This is a genomic window from Desulfatiferula olefinivorans, assembly GCF_054657895.1.
The window spans coordinates 1-25066 of sequence record NZ_BAAHXV010000033.1; the positions used below are offsets into that span (position 1 = coordinate 1).

15 protein-coding genes are annotated in these 25066 nt (G+C 57.7%); 8 read left to right on the forward strand and 7 right to left on the reverse strand.

Going from position 1 to position 25066, the window contains the following annotated elements; all coding sequences use genetic code 11:
• Positions 1 to 300 precede the first annotated feature (300 nt).
• From ettA to ACYQ11_RS17780, 4 genes are all read left to right on the forward strand, one after another.
• The gene (gene ettA, locus ACYQ11_RS17765; RefSeq protein ID WP_459925157.1) at positions 301 to 1986 is read left to right on the forward strand and encodes an energy-dependent translational throttle protein EttA; all 1686 of its coding nucleotides are present in this window, start codon (positions 301 to 303) and stop codon (positions 1984 to 1986) included.
• Between the two features lie 18 nt (positions 1987 to 2004).
• Positions 2005 to 4449, forward strand: coding sequence for a PAS domain-containing sensor histidine kinase (locus tag ACYQ11_RS17770; protein ID WP_459925158.1), 2445 nt, complete (start codon positions 2005 to 2007; stop codon positions 4447 to 4449).
• A 168-nt stretch (positions 4450 to 4617) separates the two neighbouring features.
• A complete protein-coding gene (locus tag ACYQ11_RS17775; RefSeq protein ID WP_459925159.1) occupies positions 4618 to 6117 on the forward strand; it encodes a sigma-54-dependent transcriptional regulator in 1500 nt (499 codons plus the stop codon).
• Between the two features lie 214 nt (positions 6118 to 6331).
• Positions 6332 to 6613 carry a hypothetical protein gene (locus ACYQ11_RS17780; RefSeq protein WP_459925160.1) on the forward strand — a complete coding sequence of 94 codons (282 nt, stop codon included), beginning with the start codon at positions 6332 to 6334 and terminating at the stop codon, positions 6611 to 6613.
• 27 nt (positions 6614 to 6640) lie between these two features.
• On the opposite strand, the gene ACYQ11_RS17785 is transcribed toward ACYQ11_RS17780, so the two are convergent.
• Positions 6641 to 8704, reverse strand: a complete 2064-nt coding sequence (locus ACYQ11_RS17785; RefSeq protein WP_459925161.1) for a response regulator — start codon at positions 8702 to 8704, stop codon at positions 6641 to 6643.
• A 348-nt stretch (positions 8705 to 9052) separates the two neighbouring features.
• Here ACYQ11_RS17785 and ACYQ11_RS17790 point away from each other — a divergent pair, with 348 nt between their 5' ends.
• Positions 9053 to 10654, forward strand: a complete 1602-nt coding sequence (locus ACYQ11_RS17790) for a peptide chain release factor 3 (protein WP_459925162.1) — start codon at positions 9053 to 9055, stop codon at positions 10652 to 10654.
• Positions 10655 to 10709: 55 nt separating this feature from the next.
• Positions 10710 to 14315: a DUF3683 domain-containing protein gene (locus tag ACYQ11_RS17795; protein ID WP_459925191.1), complete on the forward strand. Its 3606-nt coding sequence runs from the start codon at positions 10710 to 10712 to the stop codon at positions 14313 to 14315.
• A gap of 293 nt (positions 14316 to 14608) precedes the next feature.
• Here the strand turns inward: ACYQ11_RS17795 and ACYQ11_RS17800 are convergent, their stop codons facing one another.
• From ACYQ11_RS17800 to ACYQ11_RS17825, 6 genes are all read right to left on the reverse strand, one after another.
• Positions 14609 to 16453 (reverse strand): peptidase U32 family protein, encoded by a 1845-nt coding sequence (locus tag ACYQ11_RS17800; protein ID WP_459925163.1) that lies wholly within the window; start codon positions 16451 to 16453, stop codon positions 14609 to 14611.
• A 4-nt stretch (positions 16454 to 16457) separates the two neighbouring features.
• On the reverse strand, positions 16458 to 16892 hold the full coding sequence (locus ACYQ11_RS17805) for a nucleoside 2-deoxyribosyltransferase (RefSeq protein WP_459925164.1): 435 nt from the start codon (positions 16890 to 16892) through the stop codon (positions 16458 to 16460).
• A gap of 5 nt (positions 16893 to 16897) precedes the next feature.
• A complete protein-coding gene (locus tag ACYQ11_RS17810) occupies positions 16898 to 17164 on the reverse strand; it encodes a DUF4405 domain-containing protein (RefSeq protein WP_459925165.1) in 267 nt (88 codons plus the stop codon).
• Between the two features lie 33 nt (positions 17165 to 17197).
• On the reverse strand, positions 17198 to 19489 hold the full coding sequence (gene ptsP / locus ACYQ11_RS17815) for a phosphoenolpyruvate--protein phosphotransferase (protein WP_459925166.1): 2292 nt from the start codon (positions 19487 to 19489) through the stop codon (positions 17198 to 17200).
• A 100-nt stretch (positions 19490 to 19589) separates the two neighbouring features.
• On the reverse strand, positions 19590 to 21005 hold the full coding sequence (locus ACYQ11_RS17820; RefSeq protein WP_459925167.1) for a hypothetical protein: 1416 nt from the start codon (positions 21003 to 21005) through the stop codon (positions 19590 to 19592).
• A gap of 203 nt (positions 21006 to 21208) precedes the next feature.
• Positions 21209 to 22384 carry a MerR family transcriptional regulator gene (locus tag ACYQ11_RS17825; protein ID WP_459925168.1) on the reverse strand — a complete coding sequence of 392 codons (1176 nt, stop codon included), beginning with the start codon at positions 22382 to 22384 and terminating at the stop codon, positions 21209 to 21211.
• A 281-nt stretch (positions 22385 to 22665) separates the two neighbouring features.
• On the opposite strand from ACYQ11_RS17825, the gene ACYQ11_RS17830 reads away from it, so the two are divergent.
• Positions 22666 to 24360 (forward strand): acyl-CoA dehydrogenase family protein, encoded by a 1695-nt coding sequence (locus ACYQ11_RS17830; protein ID WP_459925169.1) that lies wholly within the window; start codon positions 22666 to 22668, stop codon positions 24358 to 24360.
• Between the two features lie 260 nt (positions 24361 to 24620).
• Complete coding sequence (locus ACYQ11_RS17835) at positions 24621 to 25043, forward strand: hypothetical protein (RefSeq protein WP_459925170.1); 423 nt, start codon at positions 24621 to 24623, stop codon at positions 25041 to 25043.
• The last annotated feature ends 23 nt before the right edge of the window (positions 25044 to 25066 follow it).

Here is a 25066-nt window from a genome sequence, read left to right on the forward strand (position 1 = left end):
GCCGTCCAGCGCCGTCCGGGAAATTACATGGTAAACGCTCTTTTGATCCGAACTGAGCATACGGGCGGGTTGTTCGCGGCATGGCTGAACTCCTCCATCGATGATCATCATGGCTTTTTGGGTTTTTGAGGCCAACATAGCAGAAGGAACACGGGCTTGTAAAGGGATGAAATGCATAATTTGCATGTCCCCAATTGATCATGCCTCTTGCAGGTTTGTTTCGGGTCTGGTATTGTACGGCACATTTTGTAATTTTTCTAAAAAAACAACCCATTCATCCCAGGTGGAGGACGGATTATCATGGCCAACGAGCCCAATAATAAAATCATTTATTCCATGATCAGAGTCAGCAAGTTCTACGACAAAAAGCCGGTGCTGAAGGATATCTCCCTCTCGTATTTTTACGGAGCCAAGATCGGGGTGCTGGGGCTCAACGGGTCGGGTAAAAGTTCTCTCCTGCGCATCCTGGCCGGGGTGGACAAGGAATTCAACGGGGAAACCATTCTCTCTCCGGGCCTGACCGTGGGGTATCTGGAGCAGGAGCCCCAGCTGGATCCTGAAAAGACCGTGCGCCAGGTGGTCGAGGAAGGGGTGCAGGAGGTGGTGGACCTGATGAAGGAATACGAGGCCGTCAACGAGAAGTTCGCAGAGCCCATGAGCGATGACGAAATGGACGCCCTGATCGCCCGCCAGGGGAACCTCCAGGAAAAACTCGACAACCTCGATGCCTGGGACCTGGATTCACGGCTCGAGATGGCCATGGACGCCCTGAGGTGCCCGCCGGGTGATGTAAAGACAGGCCCCCTGTCCGGCGGTGAGAAACGCCGGGTGGCCCTGTGCCGGCTGCTGCTCAAGAAACCCGACATCCTCCTGCTCGACGAACCCACCAACCATCTGGATGCCGAATCCGTGGCCTGGCTGGAACATCACCTCCAGCGCTACGAAGGCACCGTCATCGCCGTGACCCACGACCGGTACTTCCTGGACAACGTGGCCGGCTGGATCCTTGAACTGGATCGCGGCGAGGGCATCCCCTGGAAAGGCAACTACTCGTCCTGGCTGGACCAGAAAAGCAAACGCCTGAAGCAGGAGGAAAAAACCCAGAGCCAGCGCCAGAAAACCCTGGAGCGCGAACTGGAATGGATCAGCATGTCACCCAAGGGCCGCCACACCAAAGCCAAGGCCCGCATCAACTCCTATGAGAAAATGCTGAGTGAGGACACGGCCAGACAGGAAAAGGAAATCGAGATCTACATTCCCCCCGGACCCCGGCTGGGCGATGTGGTCATCGAGGCCGAAAACCTGTCCAAATCCTTTGAAGGCAAACTGCTGTTCGAAAACATGAGCTTCGCCCTGCCCCCCGGCGGCATCATCGGTGTCATCGGTCCCAACGGCGCGGGTAAAACCACCCTGTTCAAGCTGATCACCGGCGCGGAAGCTCCGGACACCGGCACCATCAAGATCGGTCAGACCGTCAAACTGGGGTATGTGGACCAGAGCCGGGATGTGCTCAATCCTGAAAAAACCATCTGGGAAACCATTTCCGAGGGTCAGGACACGGTGGTTCTCGGCAACCGGGAAGTCAATTCAAGGGCCTACGTGGCGCGGTTCAATTTTTCCGGATCCGACCAGCAGCAGAAGGTGGGCGTCCTGTCCGGCGGCATGCGCAACCGGGTCCACCTGGCCCGTATCCTCAAGGCCGGGGCCAACGTCCTTCTGCTCGACGAACCGACCAACGATCTGGACGTCAACACCATGCGGGCGCTGGAAGAGGCCCTTGAAAACTTCGCGGGCTGCGCCGTGGTCATCAGCCATGACCGCTGGTTTCTGGACCGCATCGTCACCCATATCCTGGCCTTTGAAGGCGACAGCCAGGTGGTCTGGTTCGACGGCAACTACACCGAATATGAAAAGGATCGAAAAAAACGTCTGGGCATCGCAGCGGATCAGCCCCACCGGATCAAGTACCGTCAGATGACCCGTTAGTCTGCGTCCGTGAGGCCCATGGACGTCTGTGCACGCGGAGAGGAAATCCGATCGACCTGCCCGGTAACGGGTCTGTGTGAAATCCACAGACCCGGCTGGCAGATTCATGTGCCTGAAAACGATTACACGGCCGAGGTCTCGATTCTGGGAAACCGAATCCTCAGAACCGACATCCGCGGGTTTTCAGGACCGCAGGAAAGCCGGGACACCAGCCGGCTTCTGGACGACGTCATCTGCGACTACTTCAGCGGAGATCAGGGGTTCGTCCAGATCTACAACATGCACGGCATCACGGGGTTTACCACCTCCAGCCGTCAGATCTACCAGGAAACCATCGCCCGCAGGCGGGGCATCCTCGGGCACATTTTCTACAACACGCCCCTCCTGTTCAACATTTCGATCCGTCTGGCCCGCAAATTCAACCAGCTGGGTTTCGGCATCCATCTGGTCAACGATTACGACGAAGCGGTGACCCTGGCGGAAAAAATCCTGGACGGCCGCATTCCCGTCAGCCACCAGTACCAGGTGGACACCACCCTCAAACCGTTCACGACCTTTGAAACCCAGAGCTACTGCCCCGTGTCCGGCCTTACCGTCAGCACCCGGCCCGAATGGACCGATGTGGACCTGGGCCCCGGCTATTCGGCGAGTTTCAAGATCATCGGCACCGGCATCCTGCTGTGCGAACCGGCGGGTCGACCCGGCCTCGACGGGTTTGAAGGCTTTTTCCGAATGCGAAGCCGAGTGATCGACCAGGCCTTCGGATCAGACAGGCCCTTTTTCGAAATTATAAATCTGAAAACGGCCAGGACCCCGTCCAAAACCATGCGGCGCCTGTTTGTCGACCGCATGGCGGTGTATGCCGACCGAATGGCGGGCTACATCGCCTATCAGGTACCCCTGGGCGTGAAATTCGCCCTCAACGCGGGAAGACGCCTGGTCAAGCCGCCCTTCCCCATGGCGGTGGCGGACGCCTACGAGCAGGCCGTCACCCTGGCCGTCGCCGCCATGGATCATCACAAACAGACCGATACGATGCCGCCCCCGTCGTTTTTTTCCCAGAACAAAAAACGGGGTTTCATCGCAACGGCTTACACAGCCTACCAGATCGACCAGTCCGTCGATGACCTGCTTCATTTCCTGGGCAACATCAACTGGGAAATCGACGGTCTGGACAACACCATGGGGAAGATCCCGTCGGGGCATCTGTTCTCTCCGATTTTCGAGGCCATCGGCCTGATCAAATCCGATCTGGACACCCTGTCCAACGAGCGCAGACAGGCGGTAAAGGCCCTGTTGAAAAGCGAGAAGCTCTACCGTCTGCTGGCCGAAAACGCCATGGACGTGATCTGGACGTCGGACATGGACCTGAAACCGGTATATTACAGCCCGTCGGCCTGCCAGATGAGCGGTTACCCCCTGGACGAACTGATGGCCTGCCCGGTGGGGACACATCTGACCGAGGGATCCCGAAAGCGGTTCCGCGAGGCGGTCGCTCACCGGGACGAGGCCGGGAAATCATCCGACACCGTCAACCTCATCGAACTGGAACACATCCATAAAGCCGGACATACCTACTGGGCCGAGGTCAGGATATCGTTTATCCAAAATCGCCAAGGCCGCCACGTGGGACTCATGGGGGTGACCCGAGACATCAGTGAGAGGAAAACGGCCGAAGCCGCCGCCGTGAAATCCTTCGAAGCCCTCCAAAAAACCCAGGAGCAACTGATCCAGTCTGAAAAAATGGCCGCTCTGGGCAGCCTGGTGGCGGGGGTCTCTCATGAGATCAGCACCCCCCTTGGCATCAGTATCACCGCGTCGACCTTTCTTCAGCAGAAAACCGCCGAATTCGAACGCAAACACAGAAAGGGCCGGCTCACGGACAGGGAGATCGACAGCTTCATCGCCCAGGCGGCGGAGGCCGCCTCCATGATTGCAGGCAACCTTCACCGGGCCTCCGATCTGGTCAACAGCTTCAAACAGATTTCCGTGGATCAGTCAAACGAGGTCCGACGGGCCTTCAACCTGAAAGAGTACACCGAAAGCATCCTGCAGAGCCTTCAGCCCCGGTTCAAACGGACGAAGTTTGCCCTGACTCTCAGATGTCCGGATCACATTACCGTGGAAAGCTACCCCGGCGCCCTGTCCCAGATCCTGACCAATCTCGTCATCAATTCCCTGATTCACGGGTTCGACGGCAGGGATGAGGGAGAGATCCTGATCGTCATGAACACCTCAACGGATCACTGGACCATCGACTACCGGGACAACGGAACGGGTATGGGGCCGGAAACCCTCAAACACATCTACGATCCTTTCTACACCACCCGGCGGGCATCGGGCGGCACGGGGCTCGGCATGCACATCGTCTACAACATCGTCACGGCCAAACTGAAGGGGCAGATCCGATGCACCGGCGCACCGGATCAGGGCGTCCGCTTCCTGATCCAACTTCCCCATTGAAAAACCCGGCCGATCTTGCTACATTGACTGCGTTTACTCTGATTAATCTGAGAATTTCAAGTTGTCGCCCCGCACAGACGTCCACCCAGACGCGTTCGAAACGTAATGATCTATCGTAAGGATGGGGTTTGCATACGACCTCCGAACCGGCAATATTCGGGATAACTCATGGCCAATGTACTGATTATCGATGATGACACTGTGATCTGCGACATCCTTTGTGAATTCGTTCAACGCAGCGGGCACCGCGTGTGCACGGAGCAGACCCTGTCCCGGGGCCTTGACCGGGTGGCCCGCGAGACGTTCGATGTGGTGTTTCTTGATGTGAACATGCCCGACGGCAACGGCCTCCAGGCCATCAGCACCATCCGGGCCACGGCCTCCCGGCCCGAGGTGGTGATCATCACCGGGGCCGGTGATCCCGACGGCGCCGAACTGGCCATCAAAAACGGGGCCTGGGATTATCTCCAGAAGCCCTTTTCCTTAAACGACATCACCCTGCCCCTGACCCGGGTGATGCAGTACCGTGAAAACCTTGAAAATACCGCGCCGCCTGCGGTGGTCCTCAAGCACGAAGGCATCATCGGCAGCAGCCAGGAGATCCACGACTGCCTGAACATTCTGGCCCAGGCCTCGCGCAACGACGCCAACGTCCTGATCACCGGAGAGACCGGAACCGGAAAAGAGCTGTTCGCCCGGGCTCTCCATGCCAACAGCAAGCGGGCGAAAGGGAATTTCGTGGTGGTGGATTGCGCGGCCCTGCCCGAATCCCTCAAGGAAAGCGCGTTGTTCGGTCATGCCCGGGGGGCCTTCACCGGTGCGGACCAGGCGGCCGAGGGTCTTGTCAAACAGGCCGACGGCGGCACCCTGTTTCTTGACGAAGTCGGAGAACTGAACCCCACCCTGCAGAAGGTGTTTCTCCGGGTTCTCCAGGAAAAACGCTTTCGTCCGGTGGGCGGCAAGGCCGAGGTGAACAGTGATTTCCGGCTGGTGGCGGCCACCAACCGGAACCTGGACGCCATGGTCAAAACCGGCCACTTCCGCAGTGACATCTTGTACCGTCTGAAAACCATCGCCATCGAGCTGCCGGCTCTTCGCCGTCACGCCGAGGACATCACCGAAATCACCCTGTTCCACATCAAACGGATCTGCAGAGGACTTGCCATCGAAGTCAAGGGCTGTTCGCCGGACTTCATGAACACCCTCACCCGATACAAATGGCCCGGCAACATCCGCGAACTGGTCAACACCCTGGAAGGCGCCGTAAGCAAGGCCTACAGCGAACCGATTCTCTTTCCCAAACATCTGCCGGACACGATCAGGGTCCATGTGATCCGATCGTCGGTGGACCGGAACATGGGCCGGAACACGCCGGAGACGCCCCATGCCTGGCTGGTCGAAAAAGCCCCCGGCGACGATCGCCGGCCCGACAGCCGGCCCCCGGATATCGACGCGGTGATGACCCGCTCGAGCCTGATGAGCCGGGAAGAAGCCCTGGAGAAGGCCGACATCCGTTACCTGCGTGATCTGATGCGCCTGACCCGGGGCAATATCAAGGAATCCTGTCGGATTTCCGGCCTGGGCCGGACCCGGCTTTACACCCTGCTCAAAAAGTACAACATTTCACGGACCGGCTGGAGCGAAAACCAGGCCGCAGACCTGCCCTGAAATGAACATTTTTTCACTATAGTGAACACACGTCCCCTCCCGCAGACGACACGAAGCCCCTACCCTTGGGCCCCGCCGATCGATAAAACCCTATCTGCTCGAATTTAAACGAATTATTTATCTAAAGTTTCCGTGGCACGGTTCTTGATTTATCTATGGCTGAAACGCGGCTCACACGATGATGTGTGCCACTATCTTGAACAAGGAGCGGGTCATGGAACGAACGACGGAAGACATCAACACAGCGGATATTTGTTCCACTCTTTTCTGGCATCTTTCCGATCAGGGACTTGCGCCCAATCAGGTCAATCAGCTGGTCAAGGATGTGTTCAACATCCTGAGGGAAGGCGGGGTGTTCACCGTCACCACCATCAACCGTGAGCTCGAAGGCCTGGGCTGGCAAAAACAGGCGGTTGACGATTATATTCTGGAACTCATTCTGACGATTCTCGAAAAAGAATTCAAATACACCATCAGTTCACATACGGTTCACTGAGGCAAGCGGGGTCGGAGGGGGCCCCGTTTACTGCAAATCGCATTCCCGGATCTCCCGGCAAGCATCCATAAGGAGATCCGGGTTTGCGTGCTGGACCTTGATCACAATTTTCGTTCCCTCATTGGGACGTGATTTGATACTCATCACCCCACCCAGCAGACTGACCCTCTCTTCCATGCTTTTCAGGCCCATCCGCTTTTCGTTCAAGGCGTCGAACATCCGTTTTTCCACCTCGAAGCCCTTGCCGTCATCCTCGATGCGGACAATGATGTCCGGGGACGACGCCACGATCCGTACCAGGACATTGCGGGCTTCGGAGTGCTTCTTGATGTTGGCAAGGGCCTCCTGAACCAGACGGTACAGATTGATCTCCATATCGAAATCAAGTCCCACGTGCTCCATGCCCGCGGAGAAAAAATCCACGGCGATCCCGCTTTTGTCGGAAAAATCGTCGCAGTACTGGGCGATGGTCCGGATCAGGCCCAGCTGATCGAGGTTGGGGGGACGCAGGTTGTAGGCGATATCCCGGACCGAAGAAATGGATTCGGACAGAATGCCGGAGAAGTTACTGATGCTTTTCTTCATCAGCTCGGGGTTTTCCAGCTGAGTCATGAACAGGGTTTCACAGGTGATCTTAAGAGCCCCCAGGTTCTGGGCCACATGATCGTGCAGGTCCCGGGCGATGCGCTGCCGCTCGCCCTCCTGGGCCTTGATCAGTTCCTGCGTCAGGCTGTGGATGTGCTCTTCGGCCCGTTTCCGGTGGGTGATGTCCTCCACGGCCCCTTCCACATAGAGGATCCGGCCGGTCCGGTTCTCGTAGACCGCCTGGAGTTTCGATGAAATCCAGATATCCCGGCCTGCGAAATTACGGATCCGGGCCTCGAAATGATCCACCTTGCCCTTGGCCCGGACCTCGTCGTACAAACGGTACGCCTCGTCCTCGGACAGAAAGGTCTTGATAAAATTTAAAGATTTCAAAGCATTGGGATCGGTGCAGCCCAAAATAGCGTTCAGGGCCGGGTTGGCGTCGATGATCTTGCCGTCGGTGGTGGCCCGGTAAATCCCCACGGGAACGCCGGTAAACAGACTCCGGTACTGTTCTTCGCTGTTTTTCAGGGCCGCCTGGGCCGCTTCCCGTTCCACCTGGAGTCGGAACATCATGATGCCGTAGGCCAGATCGTCGGCCAGTTCCATCAGAAGGTCGTATTCCGTGTCTACAAAAATTCCGGTTTCCTCGGCGATGATGGCGAGCACCCCCAGGGGCCGCCCCCCGCTCATCAGGGGCAGGGCCAGAATCGAAGCACAGCCCTGGTCCAGTGCGTCGGGCCGCCATTCCCTGAAGAAGGCGTCCTCCTTCAGATCGTGGATCACGCAGGGTCTCCCGGTCCGGATGGCCGTTCCCACCGGCCCCCTGCCGATACCCGAATCGGCCCAGGTCATGGCAAGGGACGTCAGGGCCAGGTACCAGGCCTTATCGCCCCAGTAGGCGATGGAATGAATGGAGCGATCCGAATTGTCGGCGGCAAATCCCACCCAGGCCATGCGGTATTTCCCCTGTTCGACAACGATGCGGCAGATGTCCTGGACAAATTCCAGTTCGGTTTCCGAATGCACCAGGGCGCGGTTGCAGTGGCTGAGGGTCTGAAGGGCCCGGGTCCGTTTGCGGACCAGGGTTTCCAGGTGTTCTTTTTCCTTGCGCAGTTCGGCTTCGGCATGCTTGATCCTGAGCATGACGTTCACCTGGGCCACCAGTTCGATGGCCTCCACCGGCTTGGTCAGAAAGGCGTCGGCCCCCACGTCCAGACCCTTGACACGGTTCCGGGTGTCCATCCGGACCCCGGTAAGCATGATCACGGGAATGGATCGGGTGGCCTCGATGCTCTTCAGCCGGCGACAGACATCGAAGCCGTCGATACCCGGCATCATGACGTCCAGAAGAATGGTGTCCGGCAGTTCGGCAACGGCTTTTTCGATGCCTTCCTCACCGGACGACGCGGTGATCACGGTGCAATCGGGGATATAACGCGTCAGAATGACGGACTGAATGATCAGATTGTCTTCGATATCGTCGATGGTCAGAATTTTCGGCATAGGTCTTTTTCAATTTTGAACAGTCAAAAGGCACATCCCGGGACATTCACATCGGACTCGGTTCAGCTTAACACCTATGAATGAAATCGGCACAACGGATCGGATAACGATGAATGCAAATCCCCTGAAAAACGATGGAAAAAATCTATTTCAAGAAATCGATCAAGTCAACAAATTCTTTCCGTAAAACCCCGTCAATCGGGCTTTCTGTCGAAGACAGCAGGTTTTCTTCAAAATTTTCCATTATTCTATTTTATTAACTGTGTCTTTTTTATATAATAAGCGCTTTCCCTTCGCAGGGGGAAACAACAGCGCAACCATTAAAATAGTCAGGAAAATAAGCATATTATGGCGGAAACGGCGTTAAAACCCTCGGATATCAGGGAAATCGACAAGCGGCGGACCTTCGGCATCATCAGCCATCCGGACGCAGGCAAGACCACCCTCACGGAAAAACTGCTGCTGTTCGGCGGCGCCATCCAGCAGGCCGGAGCGGTCAAATCACGAAAAAACGACCGGGCCACCACCAGCGACTGGATGGCCATCGAACAGGAACGCGGCATTTCAGTCACGTCCTCGGTCATGAAATTCAACTACCGCGATTATGAAATCAACCTCCTGGACACCCCCGGCCACAAGGATTTTTCCGAAGACACCTACCGGGTTCTGACGGCGGTGGACAGCGCCATGATGATCATCGACAGCGCCAAGGGCGTGGAAATGCAGACGGAAAAACTGATGGAAGTCTGCAGGATGCGCAACACCCCCATCATGACTTTCATCAACAAACTGGACCGGGAAGGCATGAACCCCCTTGATATCATGGGCGACATCGAAGACAAGCTGCAGATCGAATGCACGCCCCTGTCCTGGCCCATCGGCATGGGCAAACGGTTCAAGGGGGTGTACAACCTCTATAAAAAGGAACTGCACCTGTTCACGCCGGGAGGCACCACGGCCCCGGACTCCGGCATCACCATCACCAGCCTCGACGATCCCAAACTCGACGAGCTTCTCGGCAGCCAGGCCGACGAACTGCGCGGGGATATCGAGCTGATCGAGGGTGCCGCCGATCCCCTGTCCATGGATCTTTACCTCAAAGGCACCCAGACTCCGGTGTTTTTCGGCAGCGCCATCAACAATTTCGGCGTCCGTGAACTGCTCGACGCCTTCGTGGGCATGGCGCCCCGGCCCATCCCCCGGATGACCCAGACCAGGGAAGTCTCACCCTACGAGGAGCCTTTTTCCGGATTTGTTTTTAAAATCCAGGCCAACATGGACCCGGCCCACCGGGACCGCATCGCCTTTCTCAGAATCTGCTCGGGGAAATTCACCAAAGGCATGAAGGTCCGTCACCACCGCATCGGCAAGGACATCATCCTGTCCAACGCCACGATTTTCATGGCCCAGGACCGGGCCCACGTGGAAGAGGCCTATCCCGGCGATATCATCGGCCTGCACAACCACGGCACCATCAAGATCGGCGACACCTTCTCGATCAAGGAAGAACTGAAGTTTACGGGTATTCCCAGTTTCGCCCCAGAGCATTTCAAACGGGTGATCCTCAAAAACCCCCTGAAAACCAAACAGCTCCAGAAGGGGCTGACCCAGCTGGCCGAGGAGGGCACCGTTCAGGTGTTCAAGCCCATGCGGGGAGGCCAGTACATCTTAGGGGCCGTGGGCGAGCTTCAGTTCGAGGTGACCATGGCCCGCCTGAAAAACGAATACAGCGTGGACGCCATTTACGAACACGTGGACTACGGCGTCACCCGCTGGGTTTTCTGCGACAATCAAAAAACCCTGGACGCGTTCAAGGAAAGGAACCTGTCCAACCTGGCCCTTGATTCGGAAGGGTATTTAAGCTATCTGACCACCAGCGAATGGCAGCTGGGCTTTATCATGGAACAGAATCCGGACATTCGTTTCATGAAAACCAGGGAATTCAACTGACCTCACGGCCGGACGTTTTTCGCAAACGATTAGGCCGGAATGGATGAGTGCTGTGATGATAAACAAATTCAGGGAAATACCGTACAACTACACCTCAGCCGACGACGAACTGATCGTCCGGCATCTGTTCGGCGAATCCGTCTGGAAGGCGCTGGAAGCCTTGCGGGCACGGCGGATTACCGGCCGGTCAGCCAAGCTTCTGATGCGCCTGATGGGCGACATGTTCATCCTGAGGCGCAATCCCTTTCTGTATCAGGACCTGGTGGATTCGATTCCCCGGCGGCACCGTTTTTTCAGCACCGCCGCCAACGACCTTTCCATCATCGAAAAAACCGGCGGTGACGTCGAGGTGACGAAAATCATCGCCCGGTGCCGGAAATACCTGAAAAAGCTGTCCGACGGCATTGCCCATCACGCCAAAAAACAGCGGCGCATCAGGCGCGTGCTCGGGCCCGTCATCGGGGCGGACAACATCTTTTTCGATCCCTTCACCCTGATCAGCCATTCCACCGATGCCACGGACTGGCGTCTGTACCTGCCCCTGGCCGTGCTGCGCCCCACCTGTGAAGAGCAGCTCGCGCCGCTGCTCAAAGGGGTGGAAGACCTGAAACTCCACGTGATTCCCCGGGGCGCCGGCACCGGTCTCACCGGCGGGGCCGTGCCCGTATCCCCCAACTGCGTGATGATCAACACGGAAAAGCTCAACCATATCCGGGGCATGGAGCCCATGGACTTCACGGCGCCCGACGGGTCGCCTGTCTCCATGAACGTGCTGCATGTGGAATCCGGCGTCATCACCCAGAACGCCATGGAATTCGCCGCCGAAAAGGGCCTGGTCTTCGCCACCGACCCCACCAGTTCCTGGGCCTGCACCATCGGCGGCAACATCGCCGAAAACGCCGGCGGGAAAAAGGCCGTCATGTGGGGAACCGCCATCGACAACCTGGTCTCCTACCGCATCGCCATGCCCGGAGGGAACTCCTTTGAGGTCCGACGGGACAACCATCCCATGCGCAAAATTCTGCCCGGCGACACGGTCGGTTTTTCCATCTTCGACCAGACGGGCGACAAGGTCAGGACCATCACCCTGTCCGGCACGGACATCCGCAAGGAGGGCCTGGGCAAGGACATCACCAACAAGGCCCTGGGCGGCCTGCCGGGCATCCAGAAGGAAGGCACCGACGGCATCATCACCTCGGCCCGGTTCATCCTCTACCCAAAATACGAGCACACCAAAACCTTCTGCCTGGAATTTTTCGGCAATGACATGGTCGAGGCCAGCCGGGTCATCGTGGAGATCTCCCGGGAATTCGTCAACGAGGGCAAAGAAGCCTTAATCGCCCTCGAACATTTCGACGACGAATACATGACGGCCATCAATTACAAGGTCAAGGCCCCGAAAAAGGAAAGCCCCAAGGCGGCCCTTCTGATCGACATGGTGGGGCACACCCCCGAGCAGATCGAAAACGGGGTGAAGCGCCTGGAAGCCCTGCTCGAACCCTATGAAAACACCTATGTCTTCACGGCCAGAGACGAGATCGAGGCCGAACGGTTCTGGCGGGACCGGAAAAAACTCGGGGCCATCGCCCGAAGGACCAACGCCTTCAAGCTCAACGAGGATATCGTCCTGCCCCTGGACGCCCTGGCGGAATTTACCGCCTTTGCCGACCTGTACAACATGGAAGAGGACCGGTACAACCAGGAATGCTTCATCCGGGACGTCATGGCCTATCTGGAACACGCCGAGCCCCTGGAAGACAGGGAATGGCTGCTTGCCCGTCTGCCCAAGGCCAGGGAACTCTGCAGCAGCGCCCTGTCGGATCTCAGGGCTGCTGCGCCCGAGGTCCTGAAAAACGAGGCCTTTTCCAAAAAACTCCTGTCCGATCTTCTGGAATTTTTCAGGGGTTACAAACGCATCCTCGGTGAAATCCAGCGGATTTATCAGACCAACCGGGAGCGTCGCATCATCATCGCCACCCATATGCATGCCGGCGACGGCAACGTCCATGTGAACATCCCCGTCTTCTCCAACGACATGGAGATGATGGCCCGGGCCTCAAAAACCGCCGACGCCGTCATGGACAAGGCCGTGGCCTTAAAGGGCGTGGTCAGCGGTGAGCACGGCATCGGTATCACCAAGATGAAATATCTGGATCCTTCGAAAATCAAGGCGCTCAACGAATACCGGAGCACCGTGGACCCCGGCGGCGTGATGAATCCGGGTCAGCTCAAGGACCCACGGATCCACGAGAAGGTCTTCACCCCCTCGTTCAACCTGCTCGAACTCGAGGCCCGCATTCTCCAGCACGGATCGCTCGAGGACCTGGCCGCCCGTATCTCCACCTGCGTGCGCTGCGGAAAATGCAAAATCGACTGCTGCACCTTCTATCCCCAGGCCAACATGTTCTACCATCCCCGGAACAAGAACCTGGCCATCGCCTCGTTGATCGAGGCCATTTTGTATGATGTCCAGCGGTCCCATTCCACCCGGTTCAAGCATCTCAAGCAGCTGGAGGAAATCGCCGACCACTGCACCGTCTGCCACAAATGCCTGACCCCCTGCCCGGTGTCCATCGACACGGGGGAGGTGTCCATTCTGGAGCGAAACATCCTGGCCGCCCGGCATTACAAGCACACCTCCCTGGCCACCCGGATGTCCCTGCGCTATCTTCAGAGCCAGTCGCGCATCGTCAACGCCGCCTTCCGGAAGGTGGTGCTCACCTGGGGCGGCAACGTCCAGCGCCTGGGCCACAAGCTGACCCGTCCCGTCGCCGAGGTCCGCAGGCTCAAGGATCTTTATCCCATGCAGATGGTGAAATCCGCCCTGCCGGTACCGTCCTCCGACACACTCAGGGACGTCCTTCCCCCCTGCCAGAACAATCAGGCCCTGGTGATCAACCCGCCCGGCGAGGCTGTGAAGACCGTGTTCTATTTCCCCGGCTGCGGATCGGAACGGCTGTTTTCCGATATTTCCAAGGCATCCATTTATCTTCTGCTCAAGGCGGGCGTCCGGGTGGTCCTTCCGCCGGCCTTCCTCTGCTGCGGTTATCCCCTGAAGGTCAATGCGAAAACCGAGCAGCACGACCAAATCATCCTGAGAAACACGATCATCTTCAGCCAGATCCGGGAGATGCTCAACTACATCACCTTCAGTGCCTGCATCATCAGTTGCGGCACCTGTCGGGAAGCCCTTGTCGACATCGATGCGGAAAGCATCTTCAAGAGTCCCATTATGGACATCAGCGCCTTTGCCCTCGAAAACGGCATTTCGGCAAAGGGGTCCGGCCCCTTTTTGTACCACGCGCCCTGTCACGATTCCCTCCAGGGCAAGGCCATGGGCATCCTGGCCGGACTGCCGGGATACGAGGTCACGGCCACGCCCGGCTGCTGCTCGGAAAGCGGTACCATGCCCCTGTCACGCCCGGACATTGCCAACGCCATGCTCGACCGAAAACGCGAAAGCCTCAAAGCCGCCGTCTCAGGCAGCCCCCGGGTGGTCCTGACCAACTGCCCGGCCTGTATCCAGGGCCTGGGCCGCAACCGGGATCTGGGCATCGTCCCCCGCCACCTTTCCGTGGAACTGGCTCTGAAAACCGGCGGAGACACCTGGCCCGAGGAACTGACGACCCTTTTGAAAAACGCCGAAGCCATCACCTTCTGATCGACGGCGCCCCCGCCCACAATCACGCGGCCCGGCCATGAACCTTCCATGGCCGGGCCGGTTTTTTTGTGCCCCATCCCCTCCCCCAAAACAAAAAAATGCCCGACGGCACTGCCATCTCCTGATCCGGCAAAACGTTCACCTCCGCCCGCCAAAGCGGCGACCATCCCTGCAATCATCCCGTCCGTGCCCGTCCGTGGATGTCCGTGGATGTCCGTGTTTTTTTCGTCTGTCCCCTTTATTGTCTGTCCCCTTTAGAACGATTTTTTCTCCTGTCCCTTTTGGGGATGGAATCATTCGTCCGCGAGCACGTGCATGCGGCAGCGGGCGCAATCGAAAGTCAGACGGAGGGTGCGTTTGCCGCCGACGAGGGTCAGGGGGGGAACAAGGTCCACTGTCTGATGGGGGTCTTTGAGGCAGGCGCCCAGTTCGCGGCGAAGGCAGTAGCGGGTGGTCATCAGTATCCGGCCGGGAACAGACGGGCCGGCCTCGAAGGCATCCTCGATCACCCGGACACCGAAGCGACGGTAGACGGCACGGGCATGGTCATTGAGCACATTGGCGCTGTAATCCAGACTGGAGGCCGGAAAGACGGGCGGCGGGTCGGACGGTTCTTTTCGCAGGGCCGGAACATAGGCGTCCCGCCTCACCTGCTCCAGACGTTCCAGGGTCTCACGGCGCAGCCCGTTCAGAAGACTCATCGGCAGAAAGCCCGGCCAGTCGACGGCAAGGTGAAGTTCCCTCACGGAAAACATCGTGGCGCCTGTTCGGGTCAGCTGGGATCGGATCTGCTCGCGCATCTTTTCCGGGTGCCGGGCCTCGTCCACACAGACCGGCAGGACCGATTCGGCACCATGGCCGTCCTCATCGGTCACGGAAAGACGGATCTCATCCCGCGTTTGATGAAAGACCATGGTGATGTCAATGGTCCGCACCGCCGAATCCTTGTCCAGTTCCCGGAGAAAGGCGTGATCATGATTACGGAACACCCTGACCCCCTTGGCCAGTCCCTCCATGGTACTGGGAATGATCCGGCCCGCCTCAACCTTTTCCACCCGAAATCCCTTGAGGACACCGGTCCGATCGAGAAAACACATGCCGTCGCCGTTGTTGACCGTGCCGCCGGACAGCCAAAAGCCGTTTTTGTCCAGACGGGTGATGGTACCCGCCGCCGCACCGATGGATTTGGGCGAATCCATGGCCGCCTGATGATCGAGAGCCTCTGGAGCCCGAAGAAAATACGGAATGTAGCCCCGGTTGAAGGTCCGATCGAGGTCGGGCTCGAAGGTCAGAGACACCCGTCCCGAACTCTGGCGCCGCACAGCCTGCCGGGCGTCGATCTGACGATCCAGAGCCCGGCGATAGGCGGCGGTGACATTTTTCACATAGGCCGCATCCTTGTAGCGTCCTTCGATTTTAAACGAGGTGACCCCGGCGTCGATCAGATCGCCCAGATGGTCGATGAGGTTCAGATCCTTGAGGGATAAAAGATGCTTGCGCGAGAGGATATCCCGTCCCCTGCCGTCCCTTAACGTGTAGGAAAGACGGCAGGGCTGGGCGCAAACACCCCGGTTACCGCTGCGCTTGAAGGCGGCCTGACTGAGGTAGCACTGACCGCTGAAGGACACACACAAGGCCCCGTGGACAAAACATTCCAGCTCGACGGTGGTCTGACGCCGAATGGCCCGGATCTCGGGAAGAGAAAGTTCCCGGGCGAGTATCACCCGGCTGAATCCCGCCTTTTCCAGAAAGGCCACCTTCTCCGGCGTGACGTTGTTCATCTGGGTACTGGCAATCAGCGGAATGGGCGGCAGATCGAAATCCAGCAATCCCATGTCCTGCATGATCAGGCCGTCGCATCCGGCGGCATGGGCCTCCCGGATCAGATCGAGGGCTTCGGGCAACTCCGCATCGGTCAAAATGGTGTTGAGGGCCAGATATACCCGCGCCCTGTAGCGATGGGCATAGTCGATCAGCCCGGCAACGGCGTCCATGCCGACCCCGGCTGCGGACCGGGCGCTGAACCGGGGGGCACCGATATACACGGCGTCGGCCCCGTGATCCACGGCAGCCCGTCCGATATCGGCGTTTCCAGCAGGCGCCAAAAGTTCGAGGGGGGTTCGTGAATCATCGGTCATGGGATTATTCCTTGGCGATCAGGGCGGAGAGGAATCGACGGATCGCTTCTGTGGCCTCGTCAATACTGCGGTATGAAACCACGTCGATGGACGGGCAACCGCCGATCATGGCCGACAGAGGCCTCACCGAAGAAGGACGATACAAGGCCAGAATCGGCTTGCCCAGAGCCACGGCCGTTCCCAGTTCGAAGCCCACGCCCAGTGACGGCTGGGTCACCTCGGCGATAACCGCCCTGCTCCGGGCCAGCCAGGCCATATCCCGATGATAAATGAAGGCATCGTCGGGACCGTCGTCGCCCTGGTCGGTCAGGGCCGGATCACCCACATGCTCGGTGAGAACCGTTCCCCAGGCACCAAGGCAGGCGATGATATCATGGTAAAAGGCGGCATCGTCGCGCCCGCCCCGGATCGATCCGGCAAAATAAAGATCTGTCGGCATAGGCGTCACGGCGTGCGGCGGATGTATTTTTTCCAGTTTTGCACCACATACTCCTTGTGCAGCCAGAGGTGAACGCCCACAAGAATAATAAACAGCAGCCCGGCCCAGAAATGGACATCCACCAGAGCGTGTCTGAAACTGATCAGGGCCTTGCTGCCGGTTTCATATCCCTTGGGCAAAATCAAACCGTTGATCAAACCGGTCAGGGCAAGCAGCGAACCCGTGAGCAAAAGCGCCGCATTCACACACAGCAGCATCTCTTTCTTTTTCATCGTCACGTATTTCCTTCCACACATTATGTTTTTTTATTCCGCTGTTCCACGGTCGAAGCTTTCCAGCACCCGCCTGGCGCCGGAAAGCGTGGTTTCGGCGAGCAGCTTCTCGGCATGCTCCCGGGCATCGGCCATGGACAACCCGGTTATCCGGGCCTGGACGGCGGGAAGATCCTTGGCGTTAACGCTGAGGCTGCGGATACCGATACCCAGCAGAAAGGGGATGTACTCGGCTTCATGGGCCATTTCACCGCAGACCGACACATCGATCCCGGCCGTTTCACCGGCCCGGGCGATTTTGGAAAGGGCCCGGAGCACCGAGGGGTGATAAGGACAGAAGTATTCCGCCACCCGTTTGTTACCGCGATCCACGGCCAGCATGTACTGCACGAAATCATTGGTCCCGATGGAAAAGAAATCGGCCGCCCGGGCAAACTCATCAATGGTTTCAATGACGGCGGGCAATTCAACCATCATGCCGACCTCAGGATTCGGATGGAAATCAAGCCCTTCAGCGGTCAACCCGGCCATGCTCTCCTCAACCACGCTCCGAGCCTGGGAAAACTCATCGAGGGATGAAATCATGGGAAACATGATCCTAAGATTCTTTCTGCCGGCCCCGGCTCTCAGAATTGCCCGAATCTGCTGAACGAACACCTCTTTCATCTTCAGGGAAAATCGGATGGATCGCAGACCCAGGGCCGGATTATCCTCATCGACGACATCCGAATACGCCAAAATTTTATCTCCGCCCGCATCCAGGGTCCTTATGGTCACCGGGCGGTTTTCCATCTGATCGAGCAGCTTGCGGTAGACCACATACTGTTCTTCCTCGGTGGGAAAATTCGACCGGACCAGAAAGGGAAATTCGGTCCGGTAAAGCCCAACGCCCTCGGCCTTGAGGGCCAGGGACAGGCGGACCTCGGAAAGCAGGTTGATGTTGGCCAGAAGACAGACCCGCTCCCCGTCACGGGTCCGGGTCTCATCAAGCATAGCGCTCTGAACGGAAACCGCCGTCTTCCGGGTCTTCTGGCGTTCCTCATGGGTCCGGACCACTTCGGGGGCCGGATCGATATAGATATTGCCCACGTCGGCGTCCACGATGGCCATGGTTCCGCCGGGCAGATGAAGCAGTTCCTTGTTGTCGGTGATCACCAGCGGGATGTCGAGGGATCGGGCCAGGATGGAAATGTGAGAGGTGATCCCGCCGCCCACCAGGATGATGGCCTGCACCTCGTCTGAGGCCAACTTCATCACATCGGACGGAAACAGTTCCTTGGAAATGACGATGCGCTTCTGGCCGATGCTGGGTTCCCGGCTGTTTTTCTGGATCAGGTTCCTTAAAATCCGTCCCCCCAGATCTTCCACATCATTGGCCTTTTCCTGCATGTAGGCGTGGGGGCTTGATGAAAAAATCCGGATATACATGTTGGCCACGGTTCGGATGGCATCCGGGGGGTTCATCCCGTCTTCGATCAGGTTGACCATTTTCGTGACGAAGCTGGGATCCTTGAGAATCATGAAATGGGCCGTGAAAATCAGCGAGGCGCTTTCCGGCAGACGTTCGACAAAGGCCGTTTCCATCTCCTTGAGCTGCTGGCTGGTCTGACTGACGGCTTCACGAAAATCGTCAAGGGAATATCCGGCATCCTCGTCACGGGCTGCGGCATCGGACAGGAGAAACCCCTGGGTTTTCTTGTACACGACCACGGGAGCATAGGCATAACCCGCAGAGGCGGTTTCCCCCCGGATCAGTTTCAGGTCCGTCAGATCGAGATGGCCCTCTTCCTTATTATGACTCAAGTCCAGTTCCATCATCAGGCGGGCGCTTTCGATGGAACCGGCCAGCTGAGAGGCCGAGGCCCGAAGGGCGTCGATATCGCTCTGCAGAAAAAAACTTTCACGCTCATGCTGGACCACCAGAACCCCGATCTTCTCTTCACCCCGCTGAATGGGCACGGCCAGAAAGGATTCGAACCGGTCCTCGTCGGCCTCCTTGAAATATTTGAAGTTGGAATCGGACGTGGCCTTGTCGACGGCAAGGGGTTTTCGCAAGGCCAGGGTGGTGCCCACCAGTCCCTCGCCCAGTTTCATGCGGATTTTTCCAACCGCCTGGGGATTCAGCCCCACCGTGGCCGCCAGAACAAGATCCTGACTGCCGTGTTCGTAAAGATAGATGGAGCAGACATGGGCGTCCAGATGGCGCGCCACCATTTCAACGGTGCGCTGGAGAAAGGTGAAAATATTCTCACTTCCGGTCAGAAGATCTGCCAACTCTCCGATATCACAAAGAAGACTCAGATGGTCTCTGTTTTTTCGTCTCATCGTATCCGTCCAGCAAAGGGTTGATCGATTCGCACGGGCCCTCCCGGCAATCGTCTATACTAAGCCCGACGCCGGGAAATGTCAAAACAAGAGAGGAAAATCAGAACAGGCAGGAGATTCCGGCCAGAAGGCCTTCCCTGTTCAGGACACAGGCTTCGAGGTAGAACGAAAACGCCGTAAAAAAGCGATATTCCGCACCGGCCTTGACGATAAACGGGCTCTGTTCTTCCAGACGATCATTGAGACGGGTCCCGTCCGGCTGAACCGGACTCTGGATTTTCACCGTATCCTCGGTGTAGGCGGCCCAGGCCAGCCCTGAATACACGGTCAGATTATGAAAATGAACACCGGCCTCGATCCCGGCTTCGATTTCCGAGAACTCCGACGTTTTGTCATAGGTAAAGCCGTAGGCATCGGTAAAACGCCCCGAAACGCTACCGGCATAATACCGGCCCGATCCATTCACAAACAATCCTGCATGGGGTTGCAGATCATAACGGAACAGGGCGGCGCGAACACCCGCGGCCCAGGCCGGCTCCATGGACGATACCTCGTCGAGCGTTTCAAACACCGCCCCGGCTTCGGCAAAAACCTCAATCCGTCCCGGAATGCCGTAGCGAAGGATCAGCATATCACTGTGCACATCGGTGTAGAAAATATCCTTGACGCCCACCCCGCCGGTATCGTCTACCGTTCCGCCGGCCGTCGTCACCGTTCTGTGTTTCAGTACCGTTTCCCGGTTGAAAAAACCATGTTCCACAGAAAGGGCCAGGCGGCCGCGTTCGACAATCCGTCCGGACGTTCCCGGCCGGCGTCCCCGATGAGCGGACGTTTTTTTCTGCTCCCGCATCAGGGCATCCGCTTCCGCCTTGCGAATGGCCGCATCTTCGGCGGCGATACGCGCCTGTCGAATCGTTTCCTGTTTCCGCTTCTCTTCGGCACGGGCCATCGCTTCTTCGGCGGCCTTTTTTTCCAGACGCCGGCGCTCAATCCGATCCTGTTCCAGACGTTCGCGTTCAAGCCCGGCTTCTTCCTCTTGCCGCTTGGCCTCACGAACCCGTGTCGCCTCGGCGGCCGCGATCGCTTGACGTCGGGATTCCCTGATCCGGGCTTCCCGACGCTGCTTTTCCGTATCCTTTGCTGACGGCGGCGTCATCGGGGACGCCCCGGACGGTTTCGTCTTGACCACCCGCCGGTACAGCTTGAAGGTGTAGGCGCCGGTGTTCGGATCTCGGGCCAGTTTGTATATGATGCCTTTTTCCACCTTGACCGTCTGGCCGAGGGCATAGCCTGCGGCCGCCGCGGCCGCCGCATCCCGGGCCATACGCTCGGCCCGGGTCAGGGGCACCGAGGCCCCAGTGTCCAGAGGCGTTCCGTCACCCGGTGCGGCATTGTCGACCAGAGGCGTGCCGTCAGCACCATAATACACCCGCTTGGCCCTCGCCGTTTCCGGCAAAACGATCACCCAACCCACCATGATGATCAACGCGATCAAACGTACCCATTTCAACGGCATGAAGAACCCCACCCTGTCGTCGCCTGAACCCTGTCTCAGATAATATGAAGAAAAACCGGCCTTTTTCGCCCGAGATGTGATCACTCCGTTCACACCGATAGCTCATAACGTATAAGCCCCTCATTGACAAGATCAAAGATCATCTAAAAAAGGGGCAGTCAAATTATGGAACACGCAACGGTGCACTATGGTAGGGCGGAAGCCTACACAGCCCCGGTGAAATCGATGCGGCGGACATTGCGGCCCGGGATGGAGAAAAGGCCGAAGGGGCAAAGACCGGAAAAGGCGATATTCGGATCGATGGTCAATAGGGGCTGGTTGCCGTTGCGCAGACGGATGTCGGCTTCGAGGGTCGTCGGCGTGGGGCACAGGGTGAGGTGTGCCATCTCGCTGAGGGGGATCCGCAGTTCGCCTTCCAGAAAGGATCCCGTGACGGCATCATCCGCGCCCCAGGTCAGGTTGTCGATGCTCAAACGATGACCGTTCCGATCGGTCAGTTCGGCATTGACGCTCTTTGCCGTTTGGGGAAGGGGTGACGGCGTAAGGGCGTGGGTGATGAAATCCTCGATGACGGCGAAGCCCTTTTCCACCGATCGCCGGGGATCGATCAGCAGCAGATAGCCAAAGGTTTCGTTGATGCCCAGGAGCAAATAGGACACCATTTCGGCGTCCACGTCCCGGACCCGTCCTTCGGCCACGGCATGCTTCAGATCCCTCATCAGCGGACGGACCAGGTTGGCCAGGCACTCGGCGGCCTTGGCCGCCAGAGTCTTGTCCGGACCGCCCAGGGCCAGCTTGGCGTAGTTGAGAATACCGATGTAGCTTGGAAAGGCGTTGAGCATGGCGTAGCCGCGTTTTTTCAAGCGCTGGATGTAATCCGTTTCCTTCTCCACCTCGGCCCAGGCGTCCCGGGGCACCAGCACCTTGGGCAGCCGGTCGAGGCATCCCAGGAACAAGTCTTCCTTGCTGTTGAAGTATCGGTAGAAGGTGCCGTTTCCCATGTTCAGGGCCTGGGTGATGTCACTGATCCGTGTATTTTCATAATGATAGGTTGAAAAAAGCTCAAGAGCCTTGTCGATGATGGCCAGACGGATCTCATCGACGGCATCCGAGCTTTCGGCTGCGGACCGGCCTTCGGGAGAGAATCGCGCCAGGATTTCGGCCTTTGACAGGCCCTGCTCCTTCAACTGACGAATCCGGCTGATCCGCTGGACGTGGTCCTCGGTAAAATAGGCCTTGGTGGGACTTTCCTTCGCGGGCGCAGGCAGCAGTCCCGATCTCAGATACTCGTAAAGCGTGGAGGCGCTGACTCCGGTCAGCCGGGCGAGCTCTCCGATTTTCATCTGTGCGTGTGATTTTTGGCGCCGTGTCTGGGCCATACAGCCATCCTTCATCCTGTGTCATTCGAATGATCGGAACGTCGGTTCAAGCCTTTTAAAGTCCTATAACCCATCATATCGACATTAAAATTTCAATAAAATTCTTGATTTTTAAAAAGCTGATCGGTATATTTTCATAAATTTTGACTGACGATTCATTTATTTTACACATCCGGCGCATGAAATTCACGATACGCATTTTATCCAAACGCAAACACCGTGACCATGCCCTGAAAGAAACGGACTGATTAATCATTATTTTTTGAAACGGAGGATGCCCCATGCTTTTGAACCCCAACCGGCACAGCCGCCCCTACCGGGACGAGAAGTCCAGAGATATCATGCTGAAAACCATCGCCTTTCTTGAAAGCAAAGGGCTGAAAAAAATCAAGCAGGATTATCACGAAAAAGTGTGGAATTATGATTTTGTCGAGTTTCTCAAAAAAGAAAACATCCTGGCAACCTTGATGACCCCGTCGGGATACGGTGCCGAGGATTCACGCTGGGACACCTACCGAATCTGCGAGTTCGCCGAAATCACGGCGTTTTACGGCATCACCTACTGGTACACCTTCCAGGTGTCCATGCTGGGCCTGGGCCCGATTTTCCTGGGTTCCAACGAAGAGGTCAAGCACAAGACCGCCAAGCTGCTCCGCGAAGGCGGGGTGTTCGCCTTCGGCCTGTCCGAAAAGGAACACGGCGCCGACATCTACTCAACCGACATGATGCTGACCCCCAAGGGTGACGGCACGTATGCGGCAAACGGCGACAAATATTACATCGGCAACGGCAACGAGGCGGCCCTGGTGTCCACCTTCGCCAAGATGTCCGACACCGGTGATTACGTCTGGTTCGTTGTGGATTCCAAACATCCGAATTACGAATGCGTCAAGAACGTGGTCCACGAGCAGAACTACGTTTCCGAATACGCCCTCCACGATTACCCGATCACCGACGCCGACATCCTGGAAAAAGGGCCCAAGGCCTGGGACGACATGCTCAACACCATCAACATCTGCAAGTTCAACCTGGGCTGGGGAGCCATCGGCCTGTGCACCCATGCCATGTACGAAGCCGTCGACCATGCGGCCGGACGCTTTGTTTACGGCAAATACGTGACGGATTTCCCCCATGTCAAACGCCTGCTCACCGACGCCTACTGCCGACTGACCGCCATGAAGCTCTTCGCCGAACGGGCCAGTGACTACATGCGCACGGCCGGCCCGAACGACCGCCGCTACCTTCTGTTCAACCCCATGGTCAAAATGAAAGTCACCTGCCAGGGCGAGGAAGTGATCAACCTGCTCTGGGATGTCATCGCCGCCAAAGGCTTCGAAAAAGAACCGTTTTTTGAAATCGCGGCCCACGAGATCCGCATGCTGCCCAAACTCGAAGGCACGGTCCATGTGAACATGGCCCTCATCGTCAAGTTCATGCAGAACTATTTCTTCAACCCGGCCGAGTACCCGGAGGTCCCGCGCCGTGACGACATCGCCGACGACAGTTTCCTGTTCAACCAGGGTCCCACCAGCGGTCTGGGGAAAATCCGGTTTCACGACTATGCCATCGCATACGACAGCGTGGATCTGCCCAACGTCAACACCTTCAAGGAACAGATCAAGGCCTTTAAGACCTTTCTGGCCAAAGCCACGCCCGACAAACAGCAGAGCCGGGACATCGACTACCTGCTGGCCGTGGGCGACGTGTTCACCCTGGTGGCCTACGGACAGTTGATCATCGAAAGCAGCCGGATGTTCGGCATCGAGGACGATCTGCTCGATGAAATCTTCGACTTCATGGTCCGGGACTTCTCGAAATACGCCCTGGCTCTTTTTTCCAAACCCAGCAACACCGACGCCCAGAAAGAGTACTGCCTTTCAATGATCAAGAGTCCCGTCCCCAACGAGGCACGGTTCCTGTCCATTTATGAAAACAAGGTCTATGCCCTGAAAGGCACATACACCATCAACGAATAATCGGTCACCGAAAGGAAGGGGGGCTGCCCCCCTTCCTGCCCCCCGACCGACCGTTCTCCTCCGGTTTTATTTTTTGACTTTCACCCCCGCCTTGGCTATAATCTTAAGCAACCGTACAATCCAAGCCCCGGCCGACCTCCAACTCGCCGACATCATCCATCGCCCCACCCGTCCCGTTGACCCGCGGCAGTCGTTCCTCTTGACGCACGGCCGGATGCGGATCGTTTTATCGAACCACATGCAACAAGGAGGTTTTCGATATGATCACATCCAACAGGCTTTATCAGCGAAAAAAAATCACCATTCCCTTTACGTTCGTCCCCGATGATCTGCCGCCGGTGGCCTCCCCCACCCAGGCTCTGCCCCTGTCTCCCCAGGGCATGGTCGAGAGGACGCTGTTCGGCGGCGTCATGAAAAATTCAAGCGCCGACGGGTTCTGTTTCCAGACCCGGAAAAAGCTGGAACCGGGAACGGAGATCGAAGCGAAGATGATCAACTTCAATCGGCTGGATCTCGGCGACCACCGGATAGACTCCTGCACGGCCCGGGTGAAGTGGTGTCATGCCGCCTCGGATGCGGGAGAAGAGAACTGCTATGATGTGGGGGTTCAAAAAAAGCGAACGGAAAAGCTGCCGGTGATCAACCTGAAAAACCGTCACTTCGCCTCGTTGAAATGCATGTAGGGTAAGACCTCGAGGGCGGGAAA

Coding starts and splice junctions, on each gene's coding strand:
- ettA (WP_459925157.1), top strand. CDS start 301: ATGGCCAACGAGCCCAATAATAAAATCATTTATTCCATGATCAGAGTC.
- ACYQ11_RS17770 (WP_459925158.1), top strand. CDS start 2,005: ATGGACGTCTGTGCACGCGGAGAGGAAATCCGATCGACCTGCCCGGTA.
- ACYQ11_RS17775 (WP_459925159.1), top strand. CDS start 4,618: ATGGCCAATGTACTGATTATCGATGATGACACTGTGATCTGCGACATC.
- ACYQ11_RS17780 (WP_459925160.1), top strand. CDS start 6,332: ATGGAACGAACGACGGAAGACATCAACACAGCGGATATTTGTTCCACT.
- ACYQ11_RS17785 (WP_459925161.1), bottom strand. CDS start 8,704: ATGCCGAAAATTCTGACCATCGACGATATCGAAGACAATCTGATCATT.
- ACYQ11_RS17790 (WP_459925162.1), top strand. CDS start 9,053: ATGGCGGAAACGGCGTTAAAACCCTCGGATATCAGGGAAATCGACAAG.
- ACYQ11_RS17795 (WP_459925191.1), top strand. CDS start 10,710: ATGATAAACAAATTCAGGGAAATACCGTACAACTACACCTCAGCCGAC.
- ACYQ11_RS17800 (WP_459925163.1), bottom strand. CDS start 16,453: ATGACCGATGATTCACGAACCCCCCTCGAACTTTTGGCGCCTGCTGGA.
- ACYQ11_RS17805 (WP_459925164.1), bottom strand. CDS start 16,892: ATGCCGACAGATCTTTATTTTGCCGGATCGATCCGGGGCGGGCGCGAC.
- ACYQ11_RS17810 (WP_459925165.1), bottom strand. CDS start 17,164: ATGAAAAAGAAAGAGATGCTGCTGTGTGTGAATGCGGCGCTTTTGCTC.
- ptsP (WP_459925166.1), bottom strand. CDS start 19,489: ATGAGACGAAAAAACAGAGACCATCTGAGTCTTCTTTGTGATATCGGA.
- ACYQ11_RS17820 (WP_459925167.1), bottom strand. CDS start 21,005: ATGCCGTTGAAATGGGTACGTTTGATCGCGTTGATCATCATGGTGGGT.
- ACYQ11_RS17825 (WP_459925168.1), bottom strand. CDS start 22,384: ATGGCCCAGACACGGCGCCAAAAATCACACGCACAGATGAAAATCGGA.
- ACYQ11_RS17830 (WP_459925169.1), top strand. CDS start 22,666: ATGCTTTTGAACCCCAACCGGCACAGCCGCCCCTACCGGGACGAGAAG.
- ACYQ11_RS17835 (WP_459925170.1), top strand. CDS start 24,621: ATGATCACATCCAACAGGCTTTATCAGCGAAAAAAAATCACCATTCCC.